This is a genomic window from Streptomyces scabichelini, from assembly GCF_011045015.1.
Classification (GTDB): Bacteria; Actinomycetota; Actinomycetes; order Streptomycetales; family Streptomycetaceae; genus Streptomyces; species Streptomyces scabichelini.
Map to the genome: position 1 here is coordinate 1 of NZ_JAAKZY010000167.1, position 23,028 is coordinate 23,028.

22 protein-coding genes and 1 riboswitch are annotated in these 23,028 nt (G+C 71.4%); of the genes, 11 read left to right on the top strand and 11 right to left on the bottom strand.

What is annotated here, in order from left to right:
* Nucleotides 1-39: 39 nt before the first annotated feature.
* The 3 genes from G5C60_RS36890 to thiO all read right to left on the bottom strand — a co-directional run bounded on the left by G5C60_RS36890 (nucleotide 40) and on the right by thiO (nucleotide 2,204).
* Nucleotides 40-834 (bottom strand): thiazole synthase, encoded by a 795-nt coding sequence (locus tag G5C60_RS36890; protein ID WP_165266066.1) that lies wholly within the window; start codon nucleotides 832-834, stop codon nucleotides 40-42.
* A gap of 3 nt (nucleotides 835-837) precedes the next feature.
* Nucleotides 838-1,038, bottom strand: a complete 201-nt coding sequence (gene thiS, locus G5C60_RS36895) for a sulfur carrier protein ThiS (protein ID WP_165266068.1) — start codon at nucleotides 1,036-1,038, stop codon at nucleotides 838-840.
* The gene (thiO, locus tag G5C60_RS36900; protein ID WP_165266070.1) at nucleotides 1,035-2,204 is read right to left on the bottom strand and encodes a glycine oxidase ThiO; all 1,170 of its coding nucleotides are present in this window, start codon (nucleotides 2,202-2,204) and stop codon (nucleotides 1,035-1,037) included. The genes thiS and thiO overlap by 4 nt, the downstream gene beginning before the upstream one ends.
* Nucleotides 2,202-2,315, bottom strand: a riboswitch (TPP riboswitch). Its footprint overlaps the gene before it by 3 nt.
* 51 nt (nucleotides 2,316-2,366) lie before the next feature.
* Between thiO and G5C60_RS36905 the strand changes: the two genes are divergently transcribed.
* The 6 genes from G5C60_RS36905 (at nucleotide 2,367) to G5C60_RS36930 (ending at nucleotide 7,191) form a co-directional block, all read left to right on the top strand.
* Complete coding sequence (locus tag G5C60_RS36905) at nucleotides 2,367-2,714, top strand: avidin-fold protein (RefSeq protein ID WP_165266072.1); 348 nt, start codon at nucleotides 2,367-2,369, stop codon at nucleotides 2,712-2,714.
* A gap of 90 nt (nucleotides 2,715-2,804) precedes the next feature.
* A complete protein-coding gene (locus G5C60_RS36910; protein ID WP_165266074.1) occupies nucleotides 2,805-4,034 on the top strand; it encodes an FAD-dependent oxidoreductase in 1,230 nt (409 codons plus the stop codon).
* Nucleotides 4,035-4,113: 79 nt separating this feature from the next.
* Nucleotides 4,114-4,479 carry an Rv2175c family DNA-binding protein gene (locus G5C60_RS36915; protein WP_165266076.1) on the top strand — a complete coding sequence of 122 codons (366 nt, stop codon included), beginning with the start codon at nucleotides 4,114-4,116 and terminating at the stop codon, nucleotides 4,477-4,479.
* 78 nt (nucleotides 4,480-4,557) lie between these two features.
* On the top strand, nucleotides 4,558-5,208 hold the full coding sequence (gene thiE / locus G5C60_RS36920; RefSeq protein ID WP_165266078.1) for a thiamine phosphate synthase: 651 nt from the start codon (nucleotides 4,558-4,560) through the stop codon (nucleotides 5,206-5,208).
* Nucleotides 5,209-5,296: 88 nt separating this feature from the next.
* Nucleotides 5,297-6,220 (top strand): methylenetetrahydrofolate reductase [NAD(P)H], encoded by a 924-nt coding sequence (metF, locus tag G5C60_RS36925; protein WP_165266080.1) that lies wholly within the window; start codon nucleotides 5,297-5,299, stop codon nucleotides 6,218-6,220.
* A gap of 56 nt (nucleotides 6,221-6,276) precedes the next feature.
* Nucleotides 6,277-7,191 (top strand): SCO2102 family sporulation regulator, encoded by a 915-nt coding sequence (locus G5C60_RS36930; protein WP_165266082.1) that lies wholly within the window; start codon nucleotides 6,277-6,279, stop codon nucleotides 7,189-7,191.
* Nucleotides 7,192-7,271: 80 nt separating this feature from the next.
* On the opposite strand, the gene G5C60_RS36935 is transcribed toward G5C60_RS36930, so the two are convergent.
* The 4 genes from G5C60_RS36935 to G5C60_RS36950 form a co-directional block, all read right to left on the bottom strand.
* Entirely contained in the window at nucleotides 7,272-8,789 is a 1,518-nt protein-coding gene (locus G5C60_RS36935) for a phytoene desaturase family protein (protein ID WP_165266084.1), read from the bottom strand.
* 491 nt (nucleotides 8,790-9,280) lie between these two features.
* Entirely contained in the window at nucleotides 9,281-9,910 is a 630-nt protein-coding gene (locus G5C60_RS36940; protein ID WP_165266087.1) for a TetR/AcrR family transcriptional regulator, read from the bottom strand.
* Between the two features lie 11 nt (nucleotides 9,911-9,921).
* On the bottom strand, nucleotides 9,922-12,006 hold the full coding sequence (locus G5C60_RS36945) for a YhgE/Pip family protein (RefSeq protein WP_165266089.1): 2,085 nt from the start codon (nucleotides 12,004-12,006) through the stop codon (nucleotides 9,922-9,924).
* Nucleotides 11,978-12,793, bottom strand: coding sequence for an ATP-binding cassette domain-containing protein (locus G5C60_RS36950; RefSeq protein ID WP_165266091.1), 816 nt, complete (start codon nucleotides 12,791-12,793; stop codon nucleotides 11,978-11,980). Before G5C60_RS36950 ends, G5C60_RS36945 begins: the two co-directional genes overlap by 29 nt.
* A gap of 176 nt (nucleotides 12,794-12,969) precedes the next feature.
* On the opposite strand from G5C60_RS36950, the gene G5C60_RS36955 reads away from it, so the two are divergent.
* The 3 genes from G5C60_RS36955 (at nucleotide 12,970) to G5C60_RS36965 (ending at nucleotide 15,187) form a co-directional block, all read left to right on the top strand.
* Entirely contained in the window at nucleotides 12,970-13,527 is a 558-nt protein-coding gene (locus G5C60_RS36955; protein WP_165266093.1) for an SAV_6107 family HEPN domain-containing protein, read from the top strand.
* Between the two features lie 145 nt (nucleotides 13,528-13,672).
* The gene (locus G5C60_RS36960; protein WP_165266095.1) at nucleotides 13,673-14,500 is read left to right on the top strand and encodes a methyltransferase; all 828 of its coding nucleotides are present in this window, start codon (nucleotides 13,673-13,675) and stop codon (nucleotides 14,498-14,500) included.
* Between the two features lie 276 nt (nucleotides 14,501-14,776).
* Nucleotides 14,777-15,187: a DUF3040 domain-containing protein gene (locus G5C60_RS36965; protein WP_165266097.1), complete on the top strand. Its 411-nt coding sequence runs from the start codon at nucleotides 14,777-14,779 to the stop codon at nucleotides 15,185-15,187.
* A gap of 381 nt (nucleotides 15,188-15,568) precedes the next feature.
* Here the strand turns inward: G5C60_RS36965 and G5C60_RS36970 are convergent, their stop codons facing one another.
* The 4 genes from G5C60_RS36970 to G5C60_RS36985 all read right to left on the bottom strand — a co-directional run bounded on the left by G5C60_RS36970 (nucleotide 15,569) and on the right by G5C60_RS36985 (nucleotide 21,091).
* Entirely contained in the window at nucleotides 15,569-17,965 is a 2,397-nt protein-coding gene (locus tag G5C60_RS36970; RefSeq protein WP_165266099.1) for a transglutaminase TgpA family protein, read from the bottom strand.
* Nucleotides 17,962-19,311: a DUF58 domain-containing protein gene (locus G5C60_RS36975; RefSeq protein WP_165266101.1), complete on the bottom strand. Its 1,350-nt coding sequence runs from the start codon at nucleotides 19,309-19,311 to the stop codon at nucleotides 17,962-17,964. Before G5C60_RS36975 ends, G5C60_RS36970 begins: the two co-directional genes overlap by 4 nt.
* Nucleotides 19,311-20,348: an AAA family ATPase gene (locus G5C60_RS36980; protein ID WP_165266103.1), complete on the bottom strand. Its 1,038-nt coding sequence runs from the start codon at nucleotides 20,346-20,348 to the stop codon at nucleotides 19,311-19,313. The genes G5C60_RS36975 and G5C60_RS36980 overlap by 1 nt, the downstream gene beginning before the upstream one ends.
* A 194-nt stretch (nucleotides 20,349-20,542) precedes the next feature.
* Nucleotides 20,543-21,091, bottom strand: coding sequence for a beta-class carbonic anhydrase (locus G5C60_RS36985; RefSeq protein WP_165266105.1), 549 nt, complete (start codon nucleotides 21,089-21,091; stop codon nucleotides 20,543-20,545).
* A 385-nt stretch (nucleotides 21,092-21,476) separates the two neighbouring features.
* Here G5C60_RS36985 and rsmH point away from each other — a divergent pair, with 385 nt between their 5' ends.
* Entirely contained in the window at nucleotides 21,477-22,478 is a 1,002-nt protein-coding gene (gene rsmH / locus G5C60_RS36990) for a 16S rRNA (cytosine(1402)-N(4))-methyltransferase RsmH (protein WP_165266107.1), read from the top strand.
* A 30-nt stretch (nucleotides 22,479-22,508) separates the two neighbouring features.
* The coding region (gene ftsL / locus G5C60_RS36995) for a cell division protein FtsL (RefSeq protein ID WP_338146038.1) at nucleotides 22,509-23,028 on the top strand (520 nt) is incomplete at its 3' end.

Below are 23,028 nucleotides of genomic sequence, written 5' to 3' on the forward strand. Positions count from 1 at the left end.
GGCTTGGGGAAAGAAACCCCTCCACCAACCCACCCGCACTCAAAAGGCCGGCCGCTCCGGATCCAACCGCGCCAAGCCCTCCGCAGGAGACGACGCCTCGGCGAAGTGCCGCCGAGGGATACGCCCAGCAAGCCGAGCCAACCGCCCCGCCTCCACCGCATGCTTCATGGCCTCGGCCATCAGCACCGGCTCCTGCGCCCGGGTCACGGCGGACGCCAGCATCACACCCGCACACCCCAGCTCCATGGCAAGGGCCGCATCGGACGCCGTACCGGCCCCCGCGTCCAGAATGACCGGCACACGCGCGTGCTCCACGATCAGCTGGAAGTTGTGCGGATTGCGGATGCCGAGCCCGGACCCGATGGGCGAACCGAGCGGCATGATGGCGGCGCAGCCGACGTCCTCCAGCTTCCGCGCGAGAACGGGATCGTCATTCGTGTACGGAAGCACCGTGAACCCGTCGTCGACGAGAGTCTCGGCCGCGTCGAGCAGCTCGATCGGATCCGGCAGCAACGTGCGCTCGTCGGCGATGACCTCCAGTTTCACCAGGTCGGTACCGAGCGCTTCGCGCGCGAGGCGGGCCGTCAGGACGGCCTCCCCTGCGGTGTAGCAGCCCGCGGTGTTCGGCAGGACGCGAATGCCGAGCCGGTCGAGCACGGAGAGGACCGAACCGTGCACGGAAGCGTTTACGCGCCGCATCGCGACCGTCGTGAGCTCCGTGCCGGAAGCGACGAGCGAGCGCTCCAGGACGTCGAGGCTGGGCGCGCCGCCGGTGCCCATGATGAGGCGGGACGTGAAGGACGTACCGCCGATGAGGAACGGGTCGTCGGCCATGGGTCAGCCTCCTTGGACGGCGGTGAGGACTTCGACACGGTCTCCCTCGGAGAGGGATGTGCTCGGCCACTGCGCGCGCGGGACGACGGTTTCGTTGAGCGCGGCGGCGACCCCGGAGGGCGCCGTGGTGAGGCTGGCGACGAGCGTGTCGAGTGCGGTGTCCGCGGCGATCTCCTGCCGCTCACCGTTGACGAAGACGTTCATACGGGCTGCTCCGTGCGGGCCGTGCTGAAGCGTTTGGGGGTGAACGGGCGGGCCTCCTCCGGGAGTTCACCGGTGGCCAGGACGTGCGCCATGGCGTCGCCCGTGACGGGCGTGAGCAGCACGCCGTTGCGGTAGTGACCGGTGGCCAGGAGCAGGCCGTCCAGTTCCGTCGGGCCGAGCAGGGGCGCGTTGTCGGGGGAGCCGGGGCGCAGGCCCGCCCGGGTCTCGGTGAGCGGCAGTTCGGTGATCCCGGGGACCAACTCGTGGGCGTCACGCAGCAGCTCGTACACGCCGCCCGCGGTCACCGTCGTGTCCCAGCCCAGTTCCTCACTGGTCGCGCCGACGACGAGCTCACCGCTTTCGCGCGGCACCAGGTACACATGGCTGCCGCGGACGACGGCACGCACGGTGCGGCTCAGGAACGGCGCGTACCGCTTCGGCACGGTCAGCCGCAGCACCTGGCCCTTGACCGGCCGTACGGGCGGCAGCACGGCGTCGGGGACGCCCGCGAGCCGCCCGCTGAGGCTGCCCGCGGCGAGGACGACCTGGTCCGCGGCCAGTTCGGTGCCGTCGGTGGTGACGACTCCGGCGGCCCGGTCACCTGCGACGCTGAGCCGCTCCGCCCAGACCCGGTGGAAGGCCACCCCGGCCCGCTCGCACGCCGTGACCAGCGCCCCGGCGAGCCGCCGGGGATCGATCTGGTGGTCGCCGTCGGCCCTGAGCCCCCCGCGCACGCCCGGCGCGAGCATCGGCTCCAGTCGCCGGCAGTCGCGCCCGCTCAGCCACTCCGACTCCAGGCCCGACTGGGCCTGTAGGGCGTGGAGTTCGCGCAGATGGGCGCGATCGTCGGCGTCGAGCGCGACAGCGAGCGTGCCGCACTGGCGATAGCCGAGGTCCTGGCCCGTCGCCTCGGTCAGCTCGGCGGCGAACTCCGGATAGCGGCGGGCGGACGCCAGATTCAGGCCGAGCAGGGTCTGCTCGCCGTAGTGGAGCTCGGTGACGGCTGCCAGCATCCCGGCGGCCACCTGGGCCGCTCCGCCGCCGGGTTCGGGGTCCACGAGCGCGGTGGTGAACCCGCGTTGTGCGGCCCGCCAGGCGGTCACCAGGCCGATGATTCCGCCCCCGACGACCAGGACGTCGGACGTTCCTGATGGTGTACGCGACATGGGCGTCCAGCCCCTCCCTTCGCCGGCATGACCCGGATCAGGTTCGTACGGTCGGAGGCCGCCACAGCCTCCCTCTCAGCCCGGTGCGTCCGGGCTCCCGTGAGTGCTCTACGTTGGCCACCCTAGCCCTTGGTCCGGCGCCTCAGTAAGGGAGCTTTTGTCATGGCCCGCTCTCTCGACGGCCTCGTTCTCGCTCCGGTCGCGGACCAGGCCCCAGGTCAGGTGGGCACGCGCACCCGCTTCACGTACCACGAGAAGGACGGCGAGATCTGGGCCGAGTACGCGGGCGGCGATGTCGTACGCGGCCACCTCGTGGGTACCCGTGAGGGCGACCGCCTCGACTTCCGGTACGTGCAGCTGAAGCGGGACGGCACCACCTCCTCGGGGCACTGCGTGACCCGGGTCGTCGAGCCGGCCGACGGTCGCGTGCGCCTGGAGGAGACGTGGGAGTGGGAGTCGCAGGCGGGCAGCGGGACGAGCGTGGTGGAGCAGGTCGCCGACGACTGCTGACGGCGGTGGGCGACGGTTCGCCGACGGCTGTGCAACACGTCACTGATCGCCCCCGCTGACTGACGAAACGTCAGTGTCTATGGTGATCCGGTGAGTGAGCAGACGCGGGAACGGAGCCGGGCGGTGCGACGGAGCGTCGTGATCGCCGGCGCGGGCATGGCCGGTGTGCAGACCGCCGTCGCCCTGCGGGAACAGGGCTTCACCGGCACCGTGACGCTGATCGGCGCGGAGCCGCACCAGCCGTACGACCGGCCGCCGCTCTCCAAGGCCGTCCTGCTCGGCAAGGCGGAGGACTCAGCCTTCGACGTCGACTTCGAGGCACTGGGCGTCGAGCTGCGCCTGGGCCTCGAGGTGACCGGCGTACGCCCGCTCGATCACCAGCTCGACACGGCCATGGGACCCGTTCCGTACGACGTCCTGGTCGTCGCCACCGGCGCGGAACCGATGCGGCTGCCGGGCGCGGAGGGCGTACCCGGAGTGCATCTGCTGCGCACCCTTGACGATGCCGAGCGGCTGCGGCCCGTGCTCGCCCGGCAGCACGACATCGTGGTCGTCGGCGCGGGCTGGATCGGCGCCGAGTTCGCCACGGCGGCCCGCGAGGTGGGGTGCGCGGTGACCGTCGTCGAGGCCGCCGACCGGCCGCTCGTCGGCGCGCTGCCCGCCGAGGTGGCCGCTCCCATGGCGGCCTGGTACGCGGACAGCGGTGCGTTGTTGCGCACCCACGCGCGCGTGGAGCGCGTCGAGCCCGGCGCGGTGGTGCTGGACGACGGCTCGCGGCTGCCCGCGGGGGCCGTCGTCGTGGGCATCGGGGCGCGGCCCGCCACGGCCTGGCTGACCGGGTCCGGGATCGAGCTCGGCGACCGTCACGAGGTGGTCGCGGACGACCACCTGCGCACCTCCGTCCCGGACGTGTACGCGGTCGGCGACTGCGCGTCCTTCCCTTCGCGAAGGTATGGCGAGCGCCTTCTGGTCCACCACTGGGACAACGCCCTCCAGGGGCCCCGCACGGTCGCGGCGAACATCATCGGCGAGACACCCGTCGCGTACGACCCCGTCCCGTACTTCTGGTCCGAGCAGTTCGGCCGCTTCGTCCAGTACGCGGGCCACCACGCGCGCGCGGACGCCACGGTCTGGCGCGGCGACCCGACGGGCCCGGCCTGGTCGGTGTGCTGGCTCCGGGAAGGCCGGCTGGTCGCCGTCCTCACGGTGGGGCGCCCGCGGGACCTGGCGCAGGGGCGCAAGCTGATCGAGGCCGGTGTCCCGATGAATCCGGAGCTGCTGTCTGACCCGTCCCGGCCCCTGAAAGCCGCGAAGGCGTGACCGCCGAGTTGTCCGGCGAACGGCCCAGGCGGGGCGGCCACGACTTCCGACTGTCAGTCCGGGATGGCACGCTTGTCCCGTGACCGAGATTGACGCAAAAATCGATGCTCTCGTCCCCGCCTGGCTCACCCTCCCCGACATCGCCGAACAGCTCGGCGTCGAGGTGACCCGTGTGCGGCAGCTGGTCAAGGAAGGCCAGCTCATCGCCGTACGCCGTGGTGAGAACCGCGCGCTGCACGTTCCCGCCGCCTTCATCGACGGGGACAAGGTCGTCAAGGGCCTGTCCGGCACCCTGACGCTCCTGAGGGACGACGGCTTCACAGACGAAGAGATGCTGGAGTGGCTCTTCACCCCCGATGCGAGCCTGCCCGGCACCCCCGCGCAGGCTCTCAGCGAGAATCGCGGTACGGAGGTGAAGCGCCGAGCGCAGGCGCTCGCCGTCTGACCTGAACAGACCGTCCGGCGTACGGGCCGTGCCCTGAACGGCAGGGCCCGTACGCCACCGACAACGGGGGATTTCCGCATGCCCGAAGCCACCGCACGCGCGCGGCTCGCCGACGCCCGGGTCTATCTCTGCACGGACGCTCGCAAGCGCCAGGGCGACCTCGCCGAGTTCCTGGACGTGGTCCTCGCAGGCGGTGTCGACATCGTGCAGCTGCGCGACAAGGGCATGGAGGCGGCCGAGGAGCTGGAGCACCTCCAGGTGTTCGCCGACGCCTGCGCCCGGCACGGCAGGCTGCTCGCGGTGAACGACCGCGCCGATGTCGCCCACGCGGCAGCCGCCGACGTGCTGCACCTGGGCCAGGGCGACCTGCCCGTTCCCGCCGCCCGCGCGATCCTCGGCGACGAGATCCTGATCGGCCGCTCCACGCACGCCGAGCCGGAGGCGGCGGCCGCCGCGGTCCAGGACGGCGTGGACTACTTCTGTACGGGCCCCTGCTGGCCGACGCCCACGAAGCCGGGCCGCCACGCGCCCGGCCTGGATCTCGTCCGGTACACAGCCGCTCTCGGCACCGACCGCCCCTGGTTCGCCATCGGCGGCATCGACCTCGGCAACCTCGACGCGGTGCTGGAAGCGGGCGCCCGCCGCGTCGTCGTCGTACGGGCGATCACGGAGGCCGACGATCCGGGCGCGGCGGCTCAGGAGTTCGCGAAACGATTGCGTCACGGTTAGTTGTCCGAGGCATGGACAATTGGCCGACAAACCGGGCAATTTTCATTCTCTGGTTGGGGGACCGCCAGCCCCTGACTAACCTGCGGGTATGGCCCTTGGATCTGCTTCCACCAGGACTGACCGCGCACGCACCGTGCGCGACATGCTCGCGACCGGCAAGACGACGTACTCGTTCGAGTTCTCGGCGCCGAAGACCCCGAAAGGCGAGCGGAACCTGTGGAACGCGCTCCGCCGGGTCGAGGCCGTCGCTCCCGACTTCGTGTCGGTGACGTACGGCGCGGGCGGCTCCACGCGCGCCGGCACGGTGAAGGAGACCCAGCAGATCGTCGCGGACACGACGCTCACCCCGGTCGCCCACCTCACCGCGGTCAACCACTCCATCGCGGAACTGCGCAACATCATCGGCCAGTACGCGGACGCGGGCATCCGGAACATGCTCGCCGTGCGCGGCGACCCGCCCGGCGACCCCATGGGCGACTGGATCCCGCATCCCCGGGGCCTGACCTACGCCGCCGAACTCGTCCGGCTCATCAAGGAGTCGGGCGACTTCTGCGTGGGCGTCGCGGCGTTCCCCGAGATGCACCCGCGGTCCGCGAACTGGGACATGGACGTCGCGCATTTCGTCGACAAATGCCGCGCCGGCGCCGACTACGCGATCACGCAGATGTTCTTCCACCCCGAGTCGTATCTGCGCCTGCGTGACCGAGTCGACGCGGCGGGCTGCGAGACCCCGGTCATTCCCGAGATCATGCCCGTCACCAGCGTGAAGATGCTGGAGCGGCTCCCGAAGCTCAGCAACGCCTCGTTCCCTGACGCGCTGAAAGAGCGGATCCTCACAGCAAAAGACGATCCTGCGGCTGTACGCTCCATTGGCATTGAGTTCGCTACGGAGTTCTGCGCGAGGCTGCTGGCCGAGGGAGTCCCCGGACTGCACTTCATCACGCTGAACAACTCCACCGCGACGCTGGAAATCTACGAGAATCTGGGACTGCACCACCCACAGCAGGCCTAGACCGGACGCATCGTCGTACGACACACTGCGTAGCGGCCACTGGGAGAGGGGCGTACATGGGCTGGACGGTCCTCTACATCGCGTTCGGCATCGTCGCGCTGTGGCTGCTCGGCGAGGTGCTGCTGCAGTACAAGGCACGGCTGCGCTGGCGGCTGCTGGCCTTCGCGGGCTTCCTCGGCGTGGTGCTCGGTGTGCTGATTCCCTCCGTGCCGGTCATCGGCCTCGGCGCGGCCGCCTTCGCCGTCGGCCAGACCTACGTCACGCTGTCGTTCCGCCGCGGCTTCGCGGCCGGCTGGGCCGTCGCCGGCCGCCCGGGCGCAAGCAAGCGCCGCCGCGGCGAGCCGGACCGCCAGGACCCCACGCTCGAGGTCTCCGACCTCCAGGCGGCGGACAACGGAATGTATCCGCAGGGGAACTTCGGACAGGGCGACCCCTACGAGCGTGAGGAATCCGTCTTCGGGCAGCGCCCCGAGACCGCGGCCGAGTCCACCGCCGTCTACGAGCCGCAGCCGCTGCCCGACGACACCGGCAACTACGGCGTCTACAGCGACACCGCCTACGCCGCGGCCACCGACCCGGCCTACGCGGCGTCCGCCCAGTCCCAGGACTTCAGCGGCCAGAACTACGGCTACGACGGCTACTCCGGCTACGACCAGCAGCAGTACGGCTACGACAACGGCCAGCAGTACGCCGCCTACGCCGACCCGTACCTCGGCACGCAGACGTACGGGGGCGCCTCGTACGACCCGTCCTACGACGCCTCGCAGCAGCAGTACACACAGCAGGGCTACGCCCAGGACCAGTACGGCACCGGCGGCTACGGCGAGACGACCACCCCGCCCGGCGGCGTCTGGGTCCCGCAGCAGCGCACCAACGACGACCCGTACGGCGGCGAACTGCCGCCGGAGCAGCAGTATCCGTACGAGGGCAACGGGAACGGCAGCGGGTACGACGAGCAGTACCGGTTCTGACAGCCGCAGGATCCTTTGGGCCCGCCGAGCCTTTTGCCTGTGGGCCCGCCGGGCCCCATGGCATGTGGGCCCGCCGGGCCTTATCGCGAGCCCTGGAAGTCCGGTCCCTCCACGATCAGTCCCGCGACGAGCGCGCCCGACATACCCGCGTGCGGCAGTCCGCCGCCGGGGTGCGCCCAGCCGCCGACCGTGAACAGGCCCGGCAGACGGGTGCTGTTGGACGGGTGCAGCAGACGTCCGCCCGCGGCGGCCAGCGCCGGGGCCGGAACCGCGCCGCCGTCCGTGCCCGTCGCCTCCGCGATGTCCGCCGGCGTACGGACCTCGTGCCAGAGGAGGCGGTCGCGGAGGCCGGGTATCGCGCGCTCGGCGGCGCTGAGAACGCCCTGCACGTCGTCCTCGGCCGGCTCCAGGCCAGGCGGCACCGTGACGCTCAGCGTGACCGCCTCGTGGTCGTCGTCCGGCACCAGCGCGGGATCGCCGGGGCGCAGCACGGTCACGGTGGGCGAGGCGGGGAATCCGGGGCCGGTGGAAGCCGTACGCCCCGGTCGCTCGCCGAACAGCCGGTGCAACTCCCTCTCGCGATCGGCCGCGTGCACCACCGTCCGATGCGCTACCCCGTCCGGCCGCCCGCCGCGCAGCGCCAGATGAACCGTCAGCCGGCTCGGCAGGCCCCGCTGCGGCGGCACCTCGCCACCGCCGCGTATCGCGGTCCCTGAGGTCAGCCGGTCCAGCACTCCGGGCGCGACTCCCGCGACCACGAAGTCCGCGTCCGCGACGGTGCCGTCGGCCAGCTCCACGCCCGTCGCGCGGCCGTCCTTCTCGACGATCCGCTCGACGGCCGCATCGAAGTGGAAGTCGACCCTCCGGGCCAGACAGCGTTCGTACACCGCCCGCGCCAACTCCCGCATCCCACCGCGCACATACCACGTCCCGAAGGCGTGCTCCATGTACGGCAGCACGGTCGCGGCGGCCGGAGTGACGCGCGGGTCGAGGCCATACGCGAGCGCGTGGCTCTCCAGGAGGGCGGCGAGCCGTGGGTCGCCCAGCTCCCAGGCGCCGACCTCCGCGAGCGTCGTCGCCGTCCGGGTCCGCAGCAGACGCCGCTGCCTGACCGTCGGATAGGGCTCACGCTCGGCGAGAACCTGCCAGTTGGGCCACAGGGGCTCTTCGAGGAGCGGTCGGCGTGTGCGGTCCCAGGCCTCGCGCGCCCGCACCAGGAGCTCGCCCCACCGCTCGCCCGCGCCCGCCCCGAGGGCCGTGCCCAGTGCCGAGACCACTCCCGCGCGCGAGGCGTTGGGCAGCGAGACCTCCGTGCCGTCCGCGAAGACGTGGCGCGAGGCCGGGTCCACCTGGACCAGGTCGACGCACTTCTCGAGCGGCTCCTTGCCGGTCTTGACGAACAGATCGCGGTAGACCGCGGGCACCCGCAGCAGCCCCGGGCCTGTGTCGAAGACGAAGCCGTCGCGCTCGAGGACGCCCACCGCCCCGCCGTACGTCGCCGCGCGCTCGTACACCACCACCCGGTGGCCCGCGACGGCCAGCCGGGCGGCGGCCGCCAGCGCGCCCATCCCGGCGCCGATCACCGCAATTCGTGCCATGCCAGGGACTTTATCGGCCGCCACTGACAATCCGGCCGCCGCGGTCTGCCGACGACCGCCTCGCAGGTGGCCCCCGGATTCCGCACCCGGATCACGGCCTGGGGAGTACGGGCGCGGACGCGATAGTAACCAGTCGGCAACGGTGCGTTCTGAGGATGAGTGCGCACGACTGAGTATCCGTACTTAGTGAGTGAGTTGAGTACGCGCGCGGATAGGCCCCGACCTGCGCGAACGGGAGAGTGGAGACACGGAAAGGGGCGCGGCTCCGGCACCGCCGACACGGGGCGGCGGAACGGTGCAGCGCCCTTGGCCGCTCCTTCCGCCGAGAAAGTCGGCGGGAGCGAGGCACGGGGGACCCGGGGGAGACCGAACGGGGGAAACCAACGGGGGAGTACGGGGGCAAGTAGGGGCGCCGGTCCGGCGTGGCCCGCGGGGGACGCGGCCACCTCGGACCGGCGCTCGCTTGCGTCTCGGCGGAAACCGCCCGCGCTTCAGCGGCTGCCGCTCACCCGGCCCTGAAGCAGCCGCGACAGCGCCGCGTGGACGTCGTCCAGGGAGCGCTCGGGCTGGAAGGCCTGCCAGTCCAGGGCCGCGACCAGCACCATGCCCACCAGGGCCGCCGCCGTCAGAGGAATGTCGATCTCCTCGCTCAGCTCGCCGTTCGCGACGCCGTCGCGCAGAACGCCCTCGACCACCGCGACAGCCTCCTGCCTGACCACCATCAGGGTCGACTGCCAGGCCCGGTTGGTACGCCACAGCTCCGCCACGTACAGCTGCGTGAAGGCCGGATAGCGGTCGATAAAGACGAGCCCCGCCCGGATCATCGCGTCCAGCGCGTCGACCTTGCTGCCGCCGTCCTGGGCGGTCTTCTCGGCCGCCTCCCGGAGGGAGGCGGTGAGGAGACGCACACCGTGCCGGAGCAGCTCTTCGAAGAGGACGGATTTGCTCGCGAAGTTGTAGTAGACCGTGCCCTTCGCGACTCCGGCGCGCTCGGCGATCTCGTCCACGGTCGTGGCCGAGAAGCCCTGCTCCGCGATGAGCGTCACGGCCGCCTCGTAGAGCTTCTGCCTGGTCAGCTGTCTCCGGCTGCTGCCGCTGTCCACGGCCCTGCTGCTTTCCATGGCCCCGATTGTCACAGGCTCAGCTCCGGGTGCAGCCGGTCGAGGGTCCACACCTGCCTGCGCCGCGCGGAGACCGCGGTGAGCGCGAGGGCGCCCGCGGTGAACGCCGTGAGGACGACGCACGCCTGCCAGACCGGGCCCAGGCCACCGCCCGTGATGAGCCTCCTCAGGGCCTCGACGACGTAACTCATCGGCAAGAAGGGGTGGATCACGTTGAAGAAGGCCGGGCTGGTCTGCACGGGGTACGTGCCGCCCGCCGACGTCAGTTGCAGCATCAGGAAAGCGAGGACGAGGATCCGGCCCGCCGCTCCGAAGCGCGCGTTCAGCCACTGCACGAGCGCCGCGAAGCACGCCGTCACCAGACAGAGGAACCCCACCGTCCCGGCGGCCCGCGCCATCTCAAGACCGAGCCCCCAGTGCAGCACGGACATCAGCGTGACCGTCTGGAGCACTCCCAGGGCGGCCACCGGCAGCCAGCCCGCGAGCGCGACGCGCCAGGCGGAGGCGCCTGTCGCGAGCGCGCGCCGGTTGAGCGGCTGGATCACCATGTACGCCACCATCGCGCCCACCCACAGGGAGAGCGGAATGAAGTACGGGGCGAAACCGGTGCCGTAGTTGGGCGCCTTGTGCAGGTCCTTCGAAGCGAGCCGCACGGGATCCGCCATCACCTCCGTGCGCCGGTCGCGGTCCTTCTTGTCGTAGTCGGGGATCTGGCCGGCGCCGTCGTGCAGTCCGCCGGCGAGCTTCCCGGAGCCGTCGACGAGCTTGAACATGCCTCCTTCGAGGTCGATCGCACCCGCCTTGAGGTCGCCGACGCCGGTGTCGAGGTCCGCCGCGCCCGTCTTGGCCGTGCCGAGCCCCGTGTGCAGCGTCTTCGCTCCCTTGGCGACCTTGCCGGCCCCTGTGTTGAGTTCGTTGATCCTGGAGACGGCGGTGTTGAGGTCCTCGGAGAGGTGCGGCGAGCGGTCGGCCAGCGCCTGCGCCTGCTTCTGCAGTGTGGCCAGGTGCTTGTCCAGCGCGTCCAGATCGCCGTCCTGGTCGTCCACCAGCGCGTTGACGTCGTCGGCGACCTTCGCCACGTCCGCGGCCGCGTCCCTGGCCTCCTTCAGCTGCGGGCAGGCGGCGTCCGGCAGCGGCGCGGTCTCGCAGCGTGCCTTGTAGACGCCGTTCAGCGTGTCGGAGGCTGTGTGGGCCGACTTGGCGGCGGTGGGGGCGGTCTTCACCAGCGTGCCGAGGTTGCGGCGGATGGCCGCCGTGGAGTCGGCGACGAGCTGCGCCGTGTCGCCGATCTCCTTCTCGTTGTCCTTCAGGAAGGGGCCGACCTTGTCCGCGACGCCGTTGACCTTGTCCGCGAGCGTCCGCGTCCCCTCCGCCACCTGCCGTGAGCCCTTCTCCAGGTCGCCCGCGCCCTTGTTGAGCTTCTTCAGGCCCGTGGAAAGCTTGCCGCTGCCCTCCTTGGCGTCCCTCAGACCGTCGGCGAGATCCTTCGAGCCCTTCTCGGCCTTCCCGATCCCGCCCTTCAGCCGGTCGGCCCCCTTGGCGGCCTTCACGGTCTCGCCGTGGATGTCCGAGAACGAGATGAAGATCTTGTCGAGGAACGACCGCGAGGTCTTCGTCGACGCCGCAGCCCGCACCTCGCTGAACACCGTCCGGGAGATCTGCCCGACGATGTAGTTGTTCGCGTCGTTCGTACGCACCTGTAGGGCGCCCGTCTCCGGGGAGTCGCCCGAGTTGGAGGCGATCCGCTCACTGAAGTCGGAGGGCATCGTCAGCGACAGGTAGTACGTGCCGTTCTCGACGCCCCTGCGCGCCTCGGCGGCGCTCACCTCGTGCCACTCGAAGGTCTCGCTGTCGCGCAGGCCCTTGGTGATGTCGTCGCCCGCCGCGATCTTCGCGCCCTCCGCCCTTGCCCCCTTGTCGTCGTTCACCAGGGCCACGGGCAGGCGGTCCAGGCGGCCGTACGGATCCCAGAACGACCACAGGTACAGGGCGCCGTACAGCAGGGGCAGCAACAGGAGCGAGGCCAGTGCCGCGCGCGGGAGCTTCCCCCTGCCGAAGCGCCTGAGCTCAAGCGCGGCCAGCTTCGGCGAGCGCATCCGCCGCCTCCTTGTCTTCCTCGTCGGCAGGCTCGTGGTCGGGTTCCTCGTCGGAGGGCTCGTGGTCAGGGCCTTCGTCGGAGGGTTCGTCGGCGGACCCGGTGGACACCACGACCGCGTCCTCGGGTGCTTCCCTGCACACCGCCACCACCGTCGTCCACGCCTCGGTGAGCGAACGCAACAGCGCCCAGACCTCGGCCCGTTCGGGCTCCGAGAGCTTCAGGTCGGTGTCGTCGACGCCGAGGAGCCGCGGGCGGCCGATCAGGGCCAAGGCCACGGAGAGCCGCAGCGACTCCACCCGCTCCAGGTCGCGCACGGCAGTCCGGGAGCCCTTGGGCAGCGCCTCCCGGTCCAGCCCGGCGGCGCTCAGCGCGGCGTCGACCCGCCCCCGTGCCTCCGCCGCTCTCTCGACCCGCGGCCTCAGCAGCCCACGCACCGGACCGCCGAACCGCCGCTGCAGCAGCACCCGTTCACGCAGGTGCTCCCCGACGGTCAGGGCGGGGTCGAGGTCTGTGATCCCGGGCACATGCGCGAGCGCGCTGATCCGGCGGACGGCCGCCATCTGCTTCGGCAGCCCGAACGGTCCGACCGCGGCACGCCCTTCGGTGGGCTTCATCCGCCCGGTGAGCGCGAGCAGCAGACACGTGCGACCCGAACCTGACGGGCCCTCGATCGCGATCAGCGACCCGGGCTCCGCGTCGAGGCCCACCCCGCGGAACGCCCAGCCGCGAGGGCCCCTGAGCCCGAAGTCCTCAGCCGTGACGCCGAGACCACCCGGTCCGTCCACACCTTCCCCCAACCCGCGAGCTTTTGAACTGACTGGTCAGTGCAAAAGCTACTCCGAACGCTCGATCGAAGCAAAAGCCCAGGTCAGAACGGATTGTCAGTGCCATACCTCACGATGGGCACATACGGCACCACCTGACGTGGCGATGCCGTCACACAGACGACAGGAGGTTCGTCATGGCCGCCTACCACGCAGCCGCCGCCCGCCGGCGCCGCGCCACCGGCCCTGCCCCCTCACTGACCGGCCCGGCGAGCGACGTGCATCCCGTACTCCGCCGGGCCACGGCCCCGCCCGCCGCGCTCGACCTGCTCGCCCAGGCCCGCGCCGGACTCGACGAGGCGGCCCTGCTGGAAACGCCCAACGAGCGCTACGCGACGGCCCACCTCGCGGCCCTGCGCACCGCGGCCGCCGTGCTCGCCGCCCGGGGCCGCCCGGAGGCCACCCCCAGGCGCCGGGCAAAGATCCGGAGCGCCTGGGAAGTGCTCCCCGAGATCGCGCCCGAACTCACCGAGTGGAGCGCGCTGTTCGCCTCCGGCGCCCGCCGCCGTGCCCGCGCGGAGGCAGGCATACAGGGCGCGGCCAGCAGCCGCGACGCCGACGACCTGCTGCGCGACGTGGCGATGTTCCTGCGCCTCGTCGAGCGCATGCTCGTCCTGCAGCCCGTGCTGCCCCAGCCGCGGCAGGACGGAGACCAGGAAGAACCAGACGTACCGGAGGTACCGGATGCGGGATGAACGACACAGACGGAGGGTCTGCCACAGGGCCGAAGGCAATAGGGTTGGGAACGTATACACCTTCCCGGGGTCGTACAGGTCCGGGGAAGAAATCCCTATCGCTCCGCCCTAGCCGAGGCGGTGCCGCGCCGAGGAGTCAACTGCCGTGTCGGACCCGATGCGCCCGCCCGTCTCCCACCAGCACCCTCAAACGACGCCGCTGCGCTCGGACCCCTCCGGCCCCCGCGCTTCTCTCCGTACCGCCGTGGTCTGGGACGTCCTGAAGGACGCCCTCGACAGCCGGGTCAAGGCCACGGGACGGGAGTCGCTCGACGTGCTCGACACGGGAGGCGGCAGCGGCAAGTTCGCGGTGCCCGTCGCCCGCCTGGGCCACCGGGTCACGGTGGTGGATCCCAGTCCGAACGCGCTGTTCGCGCTGGAGCGCCGGGCCGCCGAGGCCGGCGTCGCCGACCGTGTGCGGGGTGTCCAGGGCGACGCCCACGGTCTCTTCGACGTCGTCGAGCGCGGCGGCTACGACGCGGTGCTGTGCCACGGCGTGCTCGAGTACGTGGACGACCCGGCCGAGGGCGTCGCCAACGCCGTGGCCGCGCTGCGTCCCGAGGGCGTCCTCAGCCTGCTCGCCGCGGGCCTGGGAGGCGCGGTGCTCGCGCGCGCCCTCGCCGGGCACTTCACGGAGGCCCGACAGGCCCTCAGTGACCCGGACGGCCGCTGGGGCGAGGGTGATCCCGTACCCCGGCGCTTCACCGCCGAACAGCTCACCGCTCTGGTCGAGGGTGCCGGGCTGCGCGTGGGCGCCGTGCACGGCGTACGGGTCTTCGCGGACCTGGTCCCCGGAGTCCTCGTGGACACCGAGCCGGGAGCCCTGGACGCCCTGCTCAAGCTGGAGGCCGCAGCCGCCGAGCTGGCCGCTTTCCACTCCGTGGCGACCCAGCTCCATGTGCTCGGTGAGACCCGAGAAGCCGCCGAGGCCTGAGCCGCCTCCTGCGGTGCACCCGCTGATCAGGGGCTCGGCGGCAGATGGAGTACGCCACAGGCCCCCCGAACGGGCGCCCGTAGCCGTATGATCGAGGGAGACCGTCCGGCATGACGGGCCGGTCGCTGGGGAATGCACGCTTCAGTGAACCGGGGTGCCATGGCGGGATCCGGTTGGCTAATTGGCGTAGAGGGGCGGGTTTCACGGGGGCGATTCCCTGCCTATCCTGAAGGGGACCCCCGGTCGCCCCGGCGACTGCACGATGAGGAGGACTCCGTGCCGCTCTCGGAGCACGAGCAGCGAATGCTCGAGCAGATGGAGCGAGCGCTGTACGCCGAAGATCCCAAGTTCGCGACAGCGCTTGAGGGAAGCGGGCTGCGTACGTACACCCGGCGACGGGTATACCAGGCGGTCTTTGGCTTCCTGGTTGGTATCGCGCTCCTCATGGCCGGAATGGTCGCGAAGCAGATTTGGGTCAGCGTGGTGGGATTCCTCGTCATGCTGGGCTGCGCGGTGCTCGCCGTTACCGGTTGGCGCAAAGCTCCCAAGCCGGGCGAGCAGCCCGCCGCGGGTGCTACAGGTGCGCCGGGCGCTCCACACGCCCGCCGGCAGGGCCGGCAGCGGCGCTCCATGATGGACCGCATCGAAGAGCGCTGGCAGCGGCGCCGCGACGAACAAGGCCATTAGCCCCCGGGCACAGAGCCGACACAGCGCGTAAGGGGTGACCACCCACCGGTGGCCGCCCCTTCGGCATGCCCGCGTGCACCGCCCCGGCGACCACGGCCACCGGCGAACACCGCTACCGGTGACCACCGCCACCCGCGACCACGGCCGCGCTGAGGGGGCCGGGCCCGCTCAGGGGCGGGGGCGGGGGTACGGCCTCGCGCCCGGGCGGCGTATGCCACGGGACCGCACCGCGCCGACATGGCCGACGTGAGCTGACATGAGTGAGGGCGCCCACCCGACCGGGCAGGCGCCCCTTCGGGAGCCTTCAAGATGGAGCCTTGACTCGAAAGCCGAGCCAAGGCTCCCCTCAGAGCAGAGCCAAGGCTCCCTCGATCCGTTCCCTCAGCCGCTGTTCTGCCCCGAAGGCCGTCGGGGCAGCGTCGCCCAGCGAGCCGCCGCCCGGGACTTGAGCGACGCCCAGGCCTCCGAGACCTCCCACACCACCCGGACAGCCGAGCGGGGTACCAGGAGTGCCCGCAGGCGGGTGCCGCGGCTGACCGTGGCGCGCAGCCCCGCGGTCATCCGGCGCACGTCGTCGGCCAGACCCGGCGTCGGACGGGGCCGCGGTGCGTACAGGACCTGCTCCACAGCGTCCGCGATCCGGTGCACGGAAGCCGTGGCCGCCGGATCGAGGTGCCCGATCCGGACAATCCGGGCCGCCGCCTTGCGTGGAGTCTGTGACTCGTCCGGCGCGATGCCGAAGTCCCATGCCGTATCGGTCACTTCATGCCACGCCGCGAGCGTGTGAGCCGCCGCGTCCGCCTCGGTGCGTCCGTGCGTGCCGAGCCGCACGGCCCGTACTCTCACCCGCCATAGCATCGGCAGCAGCGGTATGGCGAGCACGACGAGACCGGCCAGGGCCAGCAGCAGGATCTCGGGCAACGGCGAATCGTCGTCCGTCGCCGCGATCGCGGCCTCGGGAGACTCGCTGCCGCAGGGCTCCTGCAGCCTCTTCTGCTCCGCCGTGCAGCTCTCGCTGGCCGACGGGGCGGCCGAGGAAGGCCGCGGCGCGGCCTCCGGCGAAGAGCCCGGTTCGGGGACCGTGGTGCCCGGCGTGGTCGTGCGGGTGTACTCCGGAACCGTGCCGCGGTTCGGCGTCGGCTCGAAGCGGGTCCAGCCCACGCCCTCGAAGTACAGCTCGGGCCACGCGTGCGCGTCCCGCAGGCCCACGGACATCGTGCCGTCCGCCTGGGGCGAGCCGGGTGTGAAGCCGACCGCGACGCGGGCCGGTATGCCCAGCGTTCGGGCCATCGAGGCCATCGCGAAGGAGAAGTGGACGCAGAAGCCCTCCTTGTCCCTCAGGAAGCGCTCGATCGCCTGGGTGCCACTGCCGACCTGCACCTCCGTGTCGTACACGAAGCCGCCCTCCAGGGCGAACCAGTCCTGGAGCTTCACCGCGCGCTCGTAGTTGTTGCTCGCGCCCGCCGTGACCTGCCGTGCCGTGTCGTACACCACCGAAGGCAGCGATTCCGGCACATCGGTGAACTCGCGCCGCAGCCACCCGGGCGGTTCCGGCGCGTCGGCCAGCTGCTCGGCGGTCGGCTGCACGATCAGGCTCTTGACCGTGTAGTCCTGCCCGCGCGTGGTCTGGCCGTGGTCGCCGACGAGCGTGCGCCCCACGGGCTCGTACCGCCACTTGCCGCTGATCCCCACCTGGCTGGCGGGGTAGGGCATGGGCAGCCAGTCCTGCGCGTACCAGTCCGCCGCCGAGATCCTCGTCTCGATCTCGGTGCGCCGGATGTCGTCGCCGAGACCGGGCGGCGTCGGGAAGCTGTCCGGCACATCTTCGATGTTGCGCTTGGACGGCTTCCACGCCGTGCCGTCGAACTCGTCGAGCGAGACGATTCGCAGATAGAGGTCCTGCGTTTCCTCGGAGTTGGTGTTGTACGACATGACCTGGCGGTCCTCGTCCACGTTCAGGCTGTCGCGGAGCGAGACCAGCGGATTCACCGCGGAGATCGTGCCGCCGCCTCCGGAACCCGAGCCGACACCCGTCCCCGTGCCGTCCAGCAGGCCACCGTCGAGGGAGGGCAGGCCGAGCGGCACCACCAGGGCGATGCCGAGCGCGACGGCACCGATGCGCCGCCCCGTGCGGACCGGCGCGACCGCGCCCGGCGACGAGTCGGGGCCCGGTGTGCGGGGCGCGCCGCCGAAGACCCGGCCCCACTGCGAGAGCCGGTCGCGGCCCTCGGCCAGCAGCAGGACCAGATAACCGGCGGCCGCCAGCAGGAACCACAGCCATCCGGCGCCGCCGTCCGAGAGCCCGGCGGCGACCGAGTACAGCGCGAGCAGCGGCAGTCCGGCCGGGGCCGCGCTGCGGAGCGTCACCGCGAGCGCGTCCACCGCGAGCCCGATCACCAGGACACCGCCGACCATCATCAGCCGGATGCCCTCGGACAGCGGCGCCGGGATCGCGTACCGACCGACGTCGTCCGCGCCCGTCTGCAGCAGCACTCCGAAGTGCTGGAAAACGTCCGGACCGGGGATGATCCCGGCGATGGCCTGCTCACGGGCGAACACCAGCGTCAGCAGCATCAGCGTCACCAGGGCCTGCACCGCGATCGTCAGCGGCCGGGCCAGTGGCACCCGCCGGGTCGCCGCGCCCACACCGGTCTGCACCGCGAGCAGGAACCCCGCCTGCAGGAACCAGGTCGCCGGAGTGACCAGCGGCAGCAGCGCGGACGCCGCCATCAGCGTCGCCGCCGCGGCGCACAGCGCCAGTCGCGCGCGCCCGCTCATGTGCCACCGCCTGCTGTGCTTCCCGCCGACGCGACCTGATTGCGCTGCTGGTCCGCTTCCCGCCAATGGTCGGCGAGGCCCGCGCCCGGCGGCACGCTCACGGCGGTCCAGCCCGCCTCCCGCAGCATCCGAAGCCGGTCCTCGCTCCCCTCGTCGCTCTCACCGTGCACCCAGGCCTCACTGTCCAGCAGAAAGGCGACCGCACCGCCGCTGCGCTGCCGCATCTTGGCGAGCACCGTCGCCTGCTCCTCGTCGAGGTCGCCGAGAAAAGCCACCAGAAGCCCTTCGTTCCCGCCGCGCAGCACGTCGTACGCCCGTGACAGGCCCGTACCGTCGGAGTGGTCGATCACCGCCAGGGTGTCCATCATCAGCCCCGCCGCGTCCGCCGACTCCTGGTTGGCGCCCGCGAACCCGTCCGCCCCCTCACCGGGCACGGAATTGCCGGTGTCCGTCAACAGCCGGACCGAAAAGCCCCGTTCGAGCATGTGCACCAGCGTGGATGCCGCGCCCGAAACCGCCCACTCGAAGGCCGAGTCCGGGCCCGCGCCCTCGAAGGCGATGCCCCGGGTGTCGAGGAGCACCGTGCAGCGGGCCCGCTGCGGCTGCTCCTCGCGGCGCACCATCAACTCGCCGTAGCGTGCGGTCGAGCGCCAGTGCACCCGGCGCAGATCGTCGCCGTAGCGGTACCCGCGCGGGATCACGTCGTCCTCGCCGGCCAGTGCCAGCGAGCGCAGCCGCCCCTCGCCGTACCCCTTGGCCTCGCCGGTCAGCCGCACCGGTGGCAGCGGCTCCACGCGCGGGATGACCGTCAGGGTGTCGTACGTCGAGAAGGAACGGGTCAGCTCGCACATCCCGAACGGGTCGCTGAGCCGCAGCTGGAGCGGGCCCAGCGGATAGCGGCCCCGCAGGTCCGAGCGCACGCGGTACGACACCTCGCGCCGGCCGCCCGCCTCCATCCGGTCCAGTACGAACCGGGGCCGCGGCCCCAGCACGTACGGCACCCGGTCCTGGAGCATCAGCAGCCCCGTGGGCAGCCGTGAGACGTTGTCCATCCGCAGATGGACCCGGGCCTCGGATCCCGCGGGCACGCGCCCGGGCGAGAGCCGGCGGCTGCCCGCGACCCGATAGCGCGTGCGGTACAGCACGGCCGCGCAGACCAGCGGCAGCACGGCCAGCAGCAGCCCGACCCGGAGCAGATCGCTCTGCCCCAGGACGTACGCGCACACCGCGGCCGCCACGCCCGCCGCCAGGAAGGACCGCCCGCGCGTGGTGAGCCCGGCGAGTGCCGTACGCAGGCCGCCCTTGTCCTCCTCGGCCTGCGCCGCCGGCATACCCCCCGTGGTCATCACAGCCTCCGGCGCGGCTGCTGGCCGAAGTCCGGAGCCGCCCGGCCCACCGTCAGACCGTTCTGTGACGGAGGCGCCGCGGGCACCGGTGTGCGCTGCAGGATCTCCAGGACGACCTGCTCGGCCGTACGCCGGTTCAGCTGGGCCTGCGCCGTCGGCAGCAGGCGGTGGGCGAGGACCGCCACGGCGAGCGCCTGGATGTCGTCCGGCAGCGCGTAGTCACGGCCGCTGAGCGCCGCGGACGCCTTCGCCGCACGCAGCAGATGCAGTGTCGCGCGCGGTGAGGCGCCCAGTCTCAGGTCGGGGTGGGTGCGCGTGGCGGCGACCAGGTCCACCGCGTAGCGCCGCACCGGGTCGGCGACGTGGACCGTGCGGACCGCGTCTATGAGCTTGACGACTTCGTGCGCGTGCGCCACCGGCTGGAGGTCGTCCAGCGGAGAGACACCGCCGTGGATGTCCAGCATCTCCAGCTCGGCCTCCGCACTGGGATAGCCGATGGAGACACGGGCCATGAAACGGTCGCGCTGCGCCTCCGGCAGCGGATACGTGCCCTCCATCTCGACCGGGTTCTGGGTGGCCACCACCATGAAGGGGCTGGGCAGTTCGTAGGTCTGCCCGTCGATGGTGACCTGGCGCTCCTCCATGGACTCCAGGAGCGCGGACTGTGTCTTGGGAGACGCGCGGTTGATCTCGTCGCCGATCACGATCTGCGCGAAGATCGCGCCCGGCTTGAACTCGAACTCACTGTGCTGCTGATCCCAGATGGACACCCCGGTGATGTCCGAGGGCAGCAGGTCTGGCGTGAACTGAATACGGCGCACTGAGCAGTCGATGGACCGCGCCAGTGCCTTGGCGAGCATGGTCTTGCCGACGCCGGGGACATCTTCGATCAGAAGATGCCCCTCGGCGAGCAGTACGGTCAGCGAAAGCCGTACGACCTCAGGCTTGCCCTCGATCACTCCCTCCACCGAATTGCGGACTCGCTCCACAGTGGTGGTCAGATCTGTAAGGCTCGCTCGATCGTCATAGGTCGTCACCCGGCCCTCCTCGGCCCGTTCTTTCTCCGGGCCGACGCTCCGTGATGCGGACCGGCCCACCTCGAACACGGACACCACGCGTGAAAAGTTCCGCGCGACGCCACACCCGCATTCTTGTTGCCGTTACCGGTTCGTGTCACTCGCCTGTGGACAACTGGCTGTGATATGTCGGGTCTTACGCCCTATGGGTGGGGTCAGGTGGGGTCTATCTCACGCAGCAGTCCCGTTTTCACATCGAACACGAAACCACGTACGTCGTCGGTGTGAAGAAGGAACGGAGAAGTGCGCACCCGCTGCATGGACTGCCGCACGTCCTGTTCGACGTCCCGGAAGGCCTCCACCGCCCAGGCGGGACGCTGTCCGACCTCCATCTCCAGGTCGTGCCGGAAGTCCTCGGTGAGGGATTCCAGGCCGCAGCCGGTGTGATGGATGAGTACGACGCTGCGGGTGCCGAGCGCCCGCTGGCTGATGGTGAGGGAACGAATCACGTCGTCGGTGACGACTCCGCCCGCGTTGCGGATGGTGTGGCAGTCGCCCAGCTCAAGGCCGAGCGCGTCGTGCAGGTCGAGACGGGCGTCCATGCAGGCCACGACCGCGACCTGGAGCACCGGGCGGGCATCCATGCCCGGGTCGCTGAACGCGGCGGCGTACCGCTCGTTGGCGTCGACGAGGCGGTCGGTGACGGTGCCGCCGCCGGATATGGCGCCTTCGGGCTCGGTGGGAACGGATGCGGAAGTCGTCATACCCATGACGGTAATGGTCACAGTGGGTACAGGCCTGCTGTGAGAGGTGGACAAAGAACATCAACAAGCGTTGTTGTGAGCTAACCCACAAGAGTGACTCCGCGACGCCCGTAAGGATGATTCTCTCCGCGGTGCCGCTTCGACGGAGGCGGGGCCCGCGACGCGCAGGCCGGTTGATTGACCGCGAGACACCGTGGACTAAAGTGGCGCGAACTGGGAGGCGAGACTCTCCCAACTGGACTGTTGTCCCCCGGAGGACCCGGCGACGTGCCGGAATCTCCCCGCGTGCGCGGCGCGTACGTACGGCTCGGCCTCCTCCCGCTCCCGGTCGGTCGGGGACCCGGCGGTGCGTACGCCGCGTCGGACTTGAGAGGGCCCGGATCACATGGGGCGCGAAGCGCATTCGAACAGGGGTGGTGGCGGGCGACACGAGGGACAGAGCCGACATGTCCCGGTGATGCTCCAGCGGTGCCTGGACCTGCTGGCCCCGGCGCTGGAGGAGCCCGGAGCGGTCGTCGTCGACTGCACCCTCGGGCTCGGCGGCCACAGCGAGGCGCTGCTCACCCGCTTCCCCGAAGCCCGCCTCGTCGCCCTGGACCGCGACAAGGAGGCGCTGCGCCTCTCCGGAGAGCGGCTCGCGCCCTTCGGCGACCGGGCCACCCTCGTGCACGCGGTCTACGACGAGCTCCCCGACGTACTCGACCGCCTCGGCCTCCCGCGCGTCCAGGGCGTCCTGTTCGACCTCGGCGTCTCCTCCATGCAACTCGACGAGGCGGACCGCGGCTTCGCGTACGCCCAGGACGCCCCGCTCGACATGCGCATGGACCAGACGACCGGCATCAGCGCGGCCGAGGTGCTCAACACGTACCCGCCGGGCGAACTCGTCCGGATCCTGAGGCTGTACGGCGAGGAGAAGCAGGCCAAGCGGATCGTGTCCGCGATCGCGCGCGAGCGCGAGAAGGAGCCCTTCAGCAACAGCGCGCGTCTCGTCGAGCTGATCCGCGACGCGCTGCCGCAGGCCGCCAAGCGCACCGGGGGCAACCCCGCCAAGCGCACCTTCCAGGCGCTGCGTATCGAGGTCAACGGCGAACTCACCGTCCTGGAGAGGGCGATTCCCGCGGCCGTGGAGGCGCTCGCCGTCGGCGGCCGGATCGCCGTCCTGTCGTACCACTCGCTCGAGGACCGGCTGGTCAAGCACGTGTTCGCGGCCGGTGCCGCAACCACCGCGCCGCCCGGCCTGCCGGTCGTGCCCGAGCGCTACCAGCCCCGGCTCAAGCTGCTGACGCGCGGTGCCGAGCTCCCCACGGAGGAAGAGGTCGCGGAGAACCGGCGGGCCGCGCCGGCGCGACTGCGCGGGGCACAGCGCATCCGGGAGTCCATGGAATGAGGGGCGTGAGGCACAAGAAGGGGAGGGCGAGTGAGTAGGAAACCCGAACTGAGGGGGAGGGCCGCCCGGCTCGCCCGGCTCATCCCGTCCGGTTCCGGACAGGCCGCCCGTACGCCCTTCGTCCTGCTCGTCGTGCTCCTCCTGGGCGGCGGCCTCATCGGGCTGCTGGTGCTGAACTCCGCTCTGAGTGAAGGGGCGTTCAAGCTCGACGACCTCCAGGACGACACGAAGAGCCTCACCGACGAGGAGCAGGCGCTCCAGCGGGACGTGGACGCCTACTCGGCCCCCGACGCCCTCCAGCGACGCGCCCGCGAGCTGGGCATGGTGCCCGGCGGCGACCCCGCATTCCTCAATCCCGACGGCACGGTGCGAGGTGTTCCCGGCGCCGTCCAGCAGTCCTCGGTGCGCATCCCCGGACTCCTTCCGCCCGAGGTACTCGCCCCGAAGCCGAAGCCGAAACCACAGCCGAAGTCGACGCCCAAGCCGCCGGCCACGCCGACCGTGACCCCGGCGGCCTCCCCGGAAGCAGCGACCTCCACGCAGCCCCCCG

Excerpts from the sequence above, each read along its gene's own strand:
- thiS (WP_165266068.1), bottom strand. The coding sequence starts at position 1,038 with ATGAACGTCTTCGTCAACGGTGAGCGGCAGGAGATCGCCGCGGACACC.
- thiO (WP_165266070.1), bottom strand. The coding sequence starts at position 2,204 with ATGTCGCGTACACCATCAGGAACGTCCGACGTCCTGGTCGTCGGGGGC.
- G5C60_RS36945 (WP_165266089.1), bottom strand. The coding sequence starts at position 12,006 with ATGCGCTCGCCGAAGCTGGCCGCGCTTGAGCTCAGGCGCTTCGGCAGG.
- G5C60_RS36970 (WP_165266099.1), bottom strand. The coding sequence starts at position 17,965 with ATGAGCGGGCGCGCGCGACTGGCGCTGTGCGCCGCGGCGGCGACGCTG.
- G5C60_RS36955 (WP_165266093.1), top strand. The coding sequence starts at position 12,970 with ATGGCCGCCTACCACGCAGCCGCCGCCCGCCGGCGCCGCGCCACCGGC.
- thiE (WP_165266078.1), top strand. The coding sequence starts at position 4,558 with ATGCCCGAAGCCACCGCACGCGCGCGGCTCGCCGACGCCCGGGTCTAT.
- G5C60_RS36890 (WP_165266066.1), bottom strand. The coding sequence starts at position 834 with ATGGCCGACGACCCGTTCCTCATCGGCGGTACGTCCTTCACGTCCCGC.
- G5C60_RS36905 (WP_165266072.1), top strand. The coding sequence starts at position 2,367 with ATGGCCCGCTCTCTCGACGGCCTCGTTCTCGCTCCGGTCGCGGACCAG.
- metF (WP_165266080.1), top strand. The coding sequence starts at position 5,297 with ATGGCCCTTGGATCTGCTTCCACCAGGACTGACCGCGCACGCACCGTG.
- rsmH (WP_165266107.1), top strand. The coding sequence starts at position 21,477 with ATGGGGCGCGAAGCGCATTCGAACAGGGGTGGTGGCGGGCGACACGAG.
- G5C60_RS36985 (WP_165266105.1), bottom strand. The coding sequence starts at position 21,091 with ATGACGACTTCCGCATCCGTTCCCACCGAGCCCGAAGGCGCCATATCC.
- G5C60_RS36935 (WP_165266084.1), bottom strand. The coding sequence starts at position 8,789 with ATGGCACGAATTGCGGTGATCGGCGCCGGGATGGGCGCGCTGGCGGCC.
- G5C60_RS36930 (WP_165266082.1), top strand. The coding sequence starts at position 6,277 with ATGGGCTGGACGGTCCTCTACATCGCGTTCGGCATCGTCGCGCTGTGG.
- G5C60_RS36975 (WP_165266101.1), bottom strand. The coding sequence starts at position 19,311 with ATGACCACGGGGGGTATGCCGGCGGCGCAGGCCGAGGAGGACAAGGGC.
- G5C60_RS36940 (WP_165266087.1), bottom strand. The coding sequence starts at position 9,910 with ATGGAAAGCAGCAGGGCCGTGGACAGCGGCAGCAGCCGGAGACAGCTG.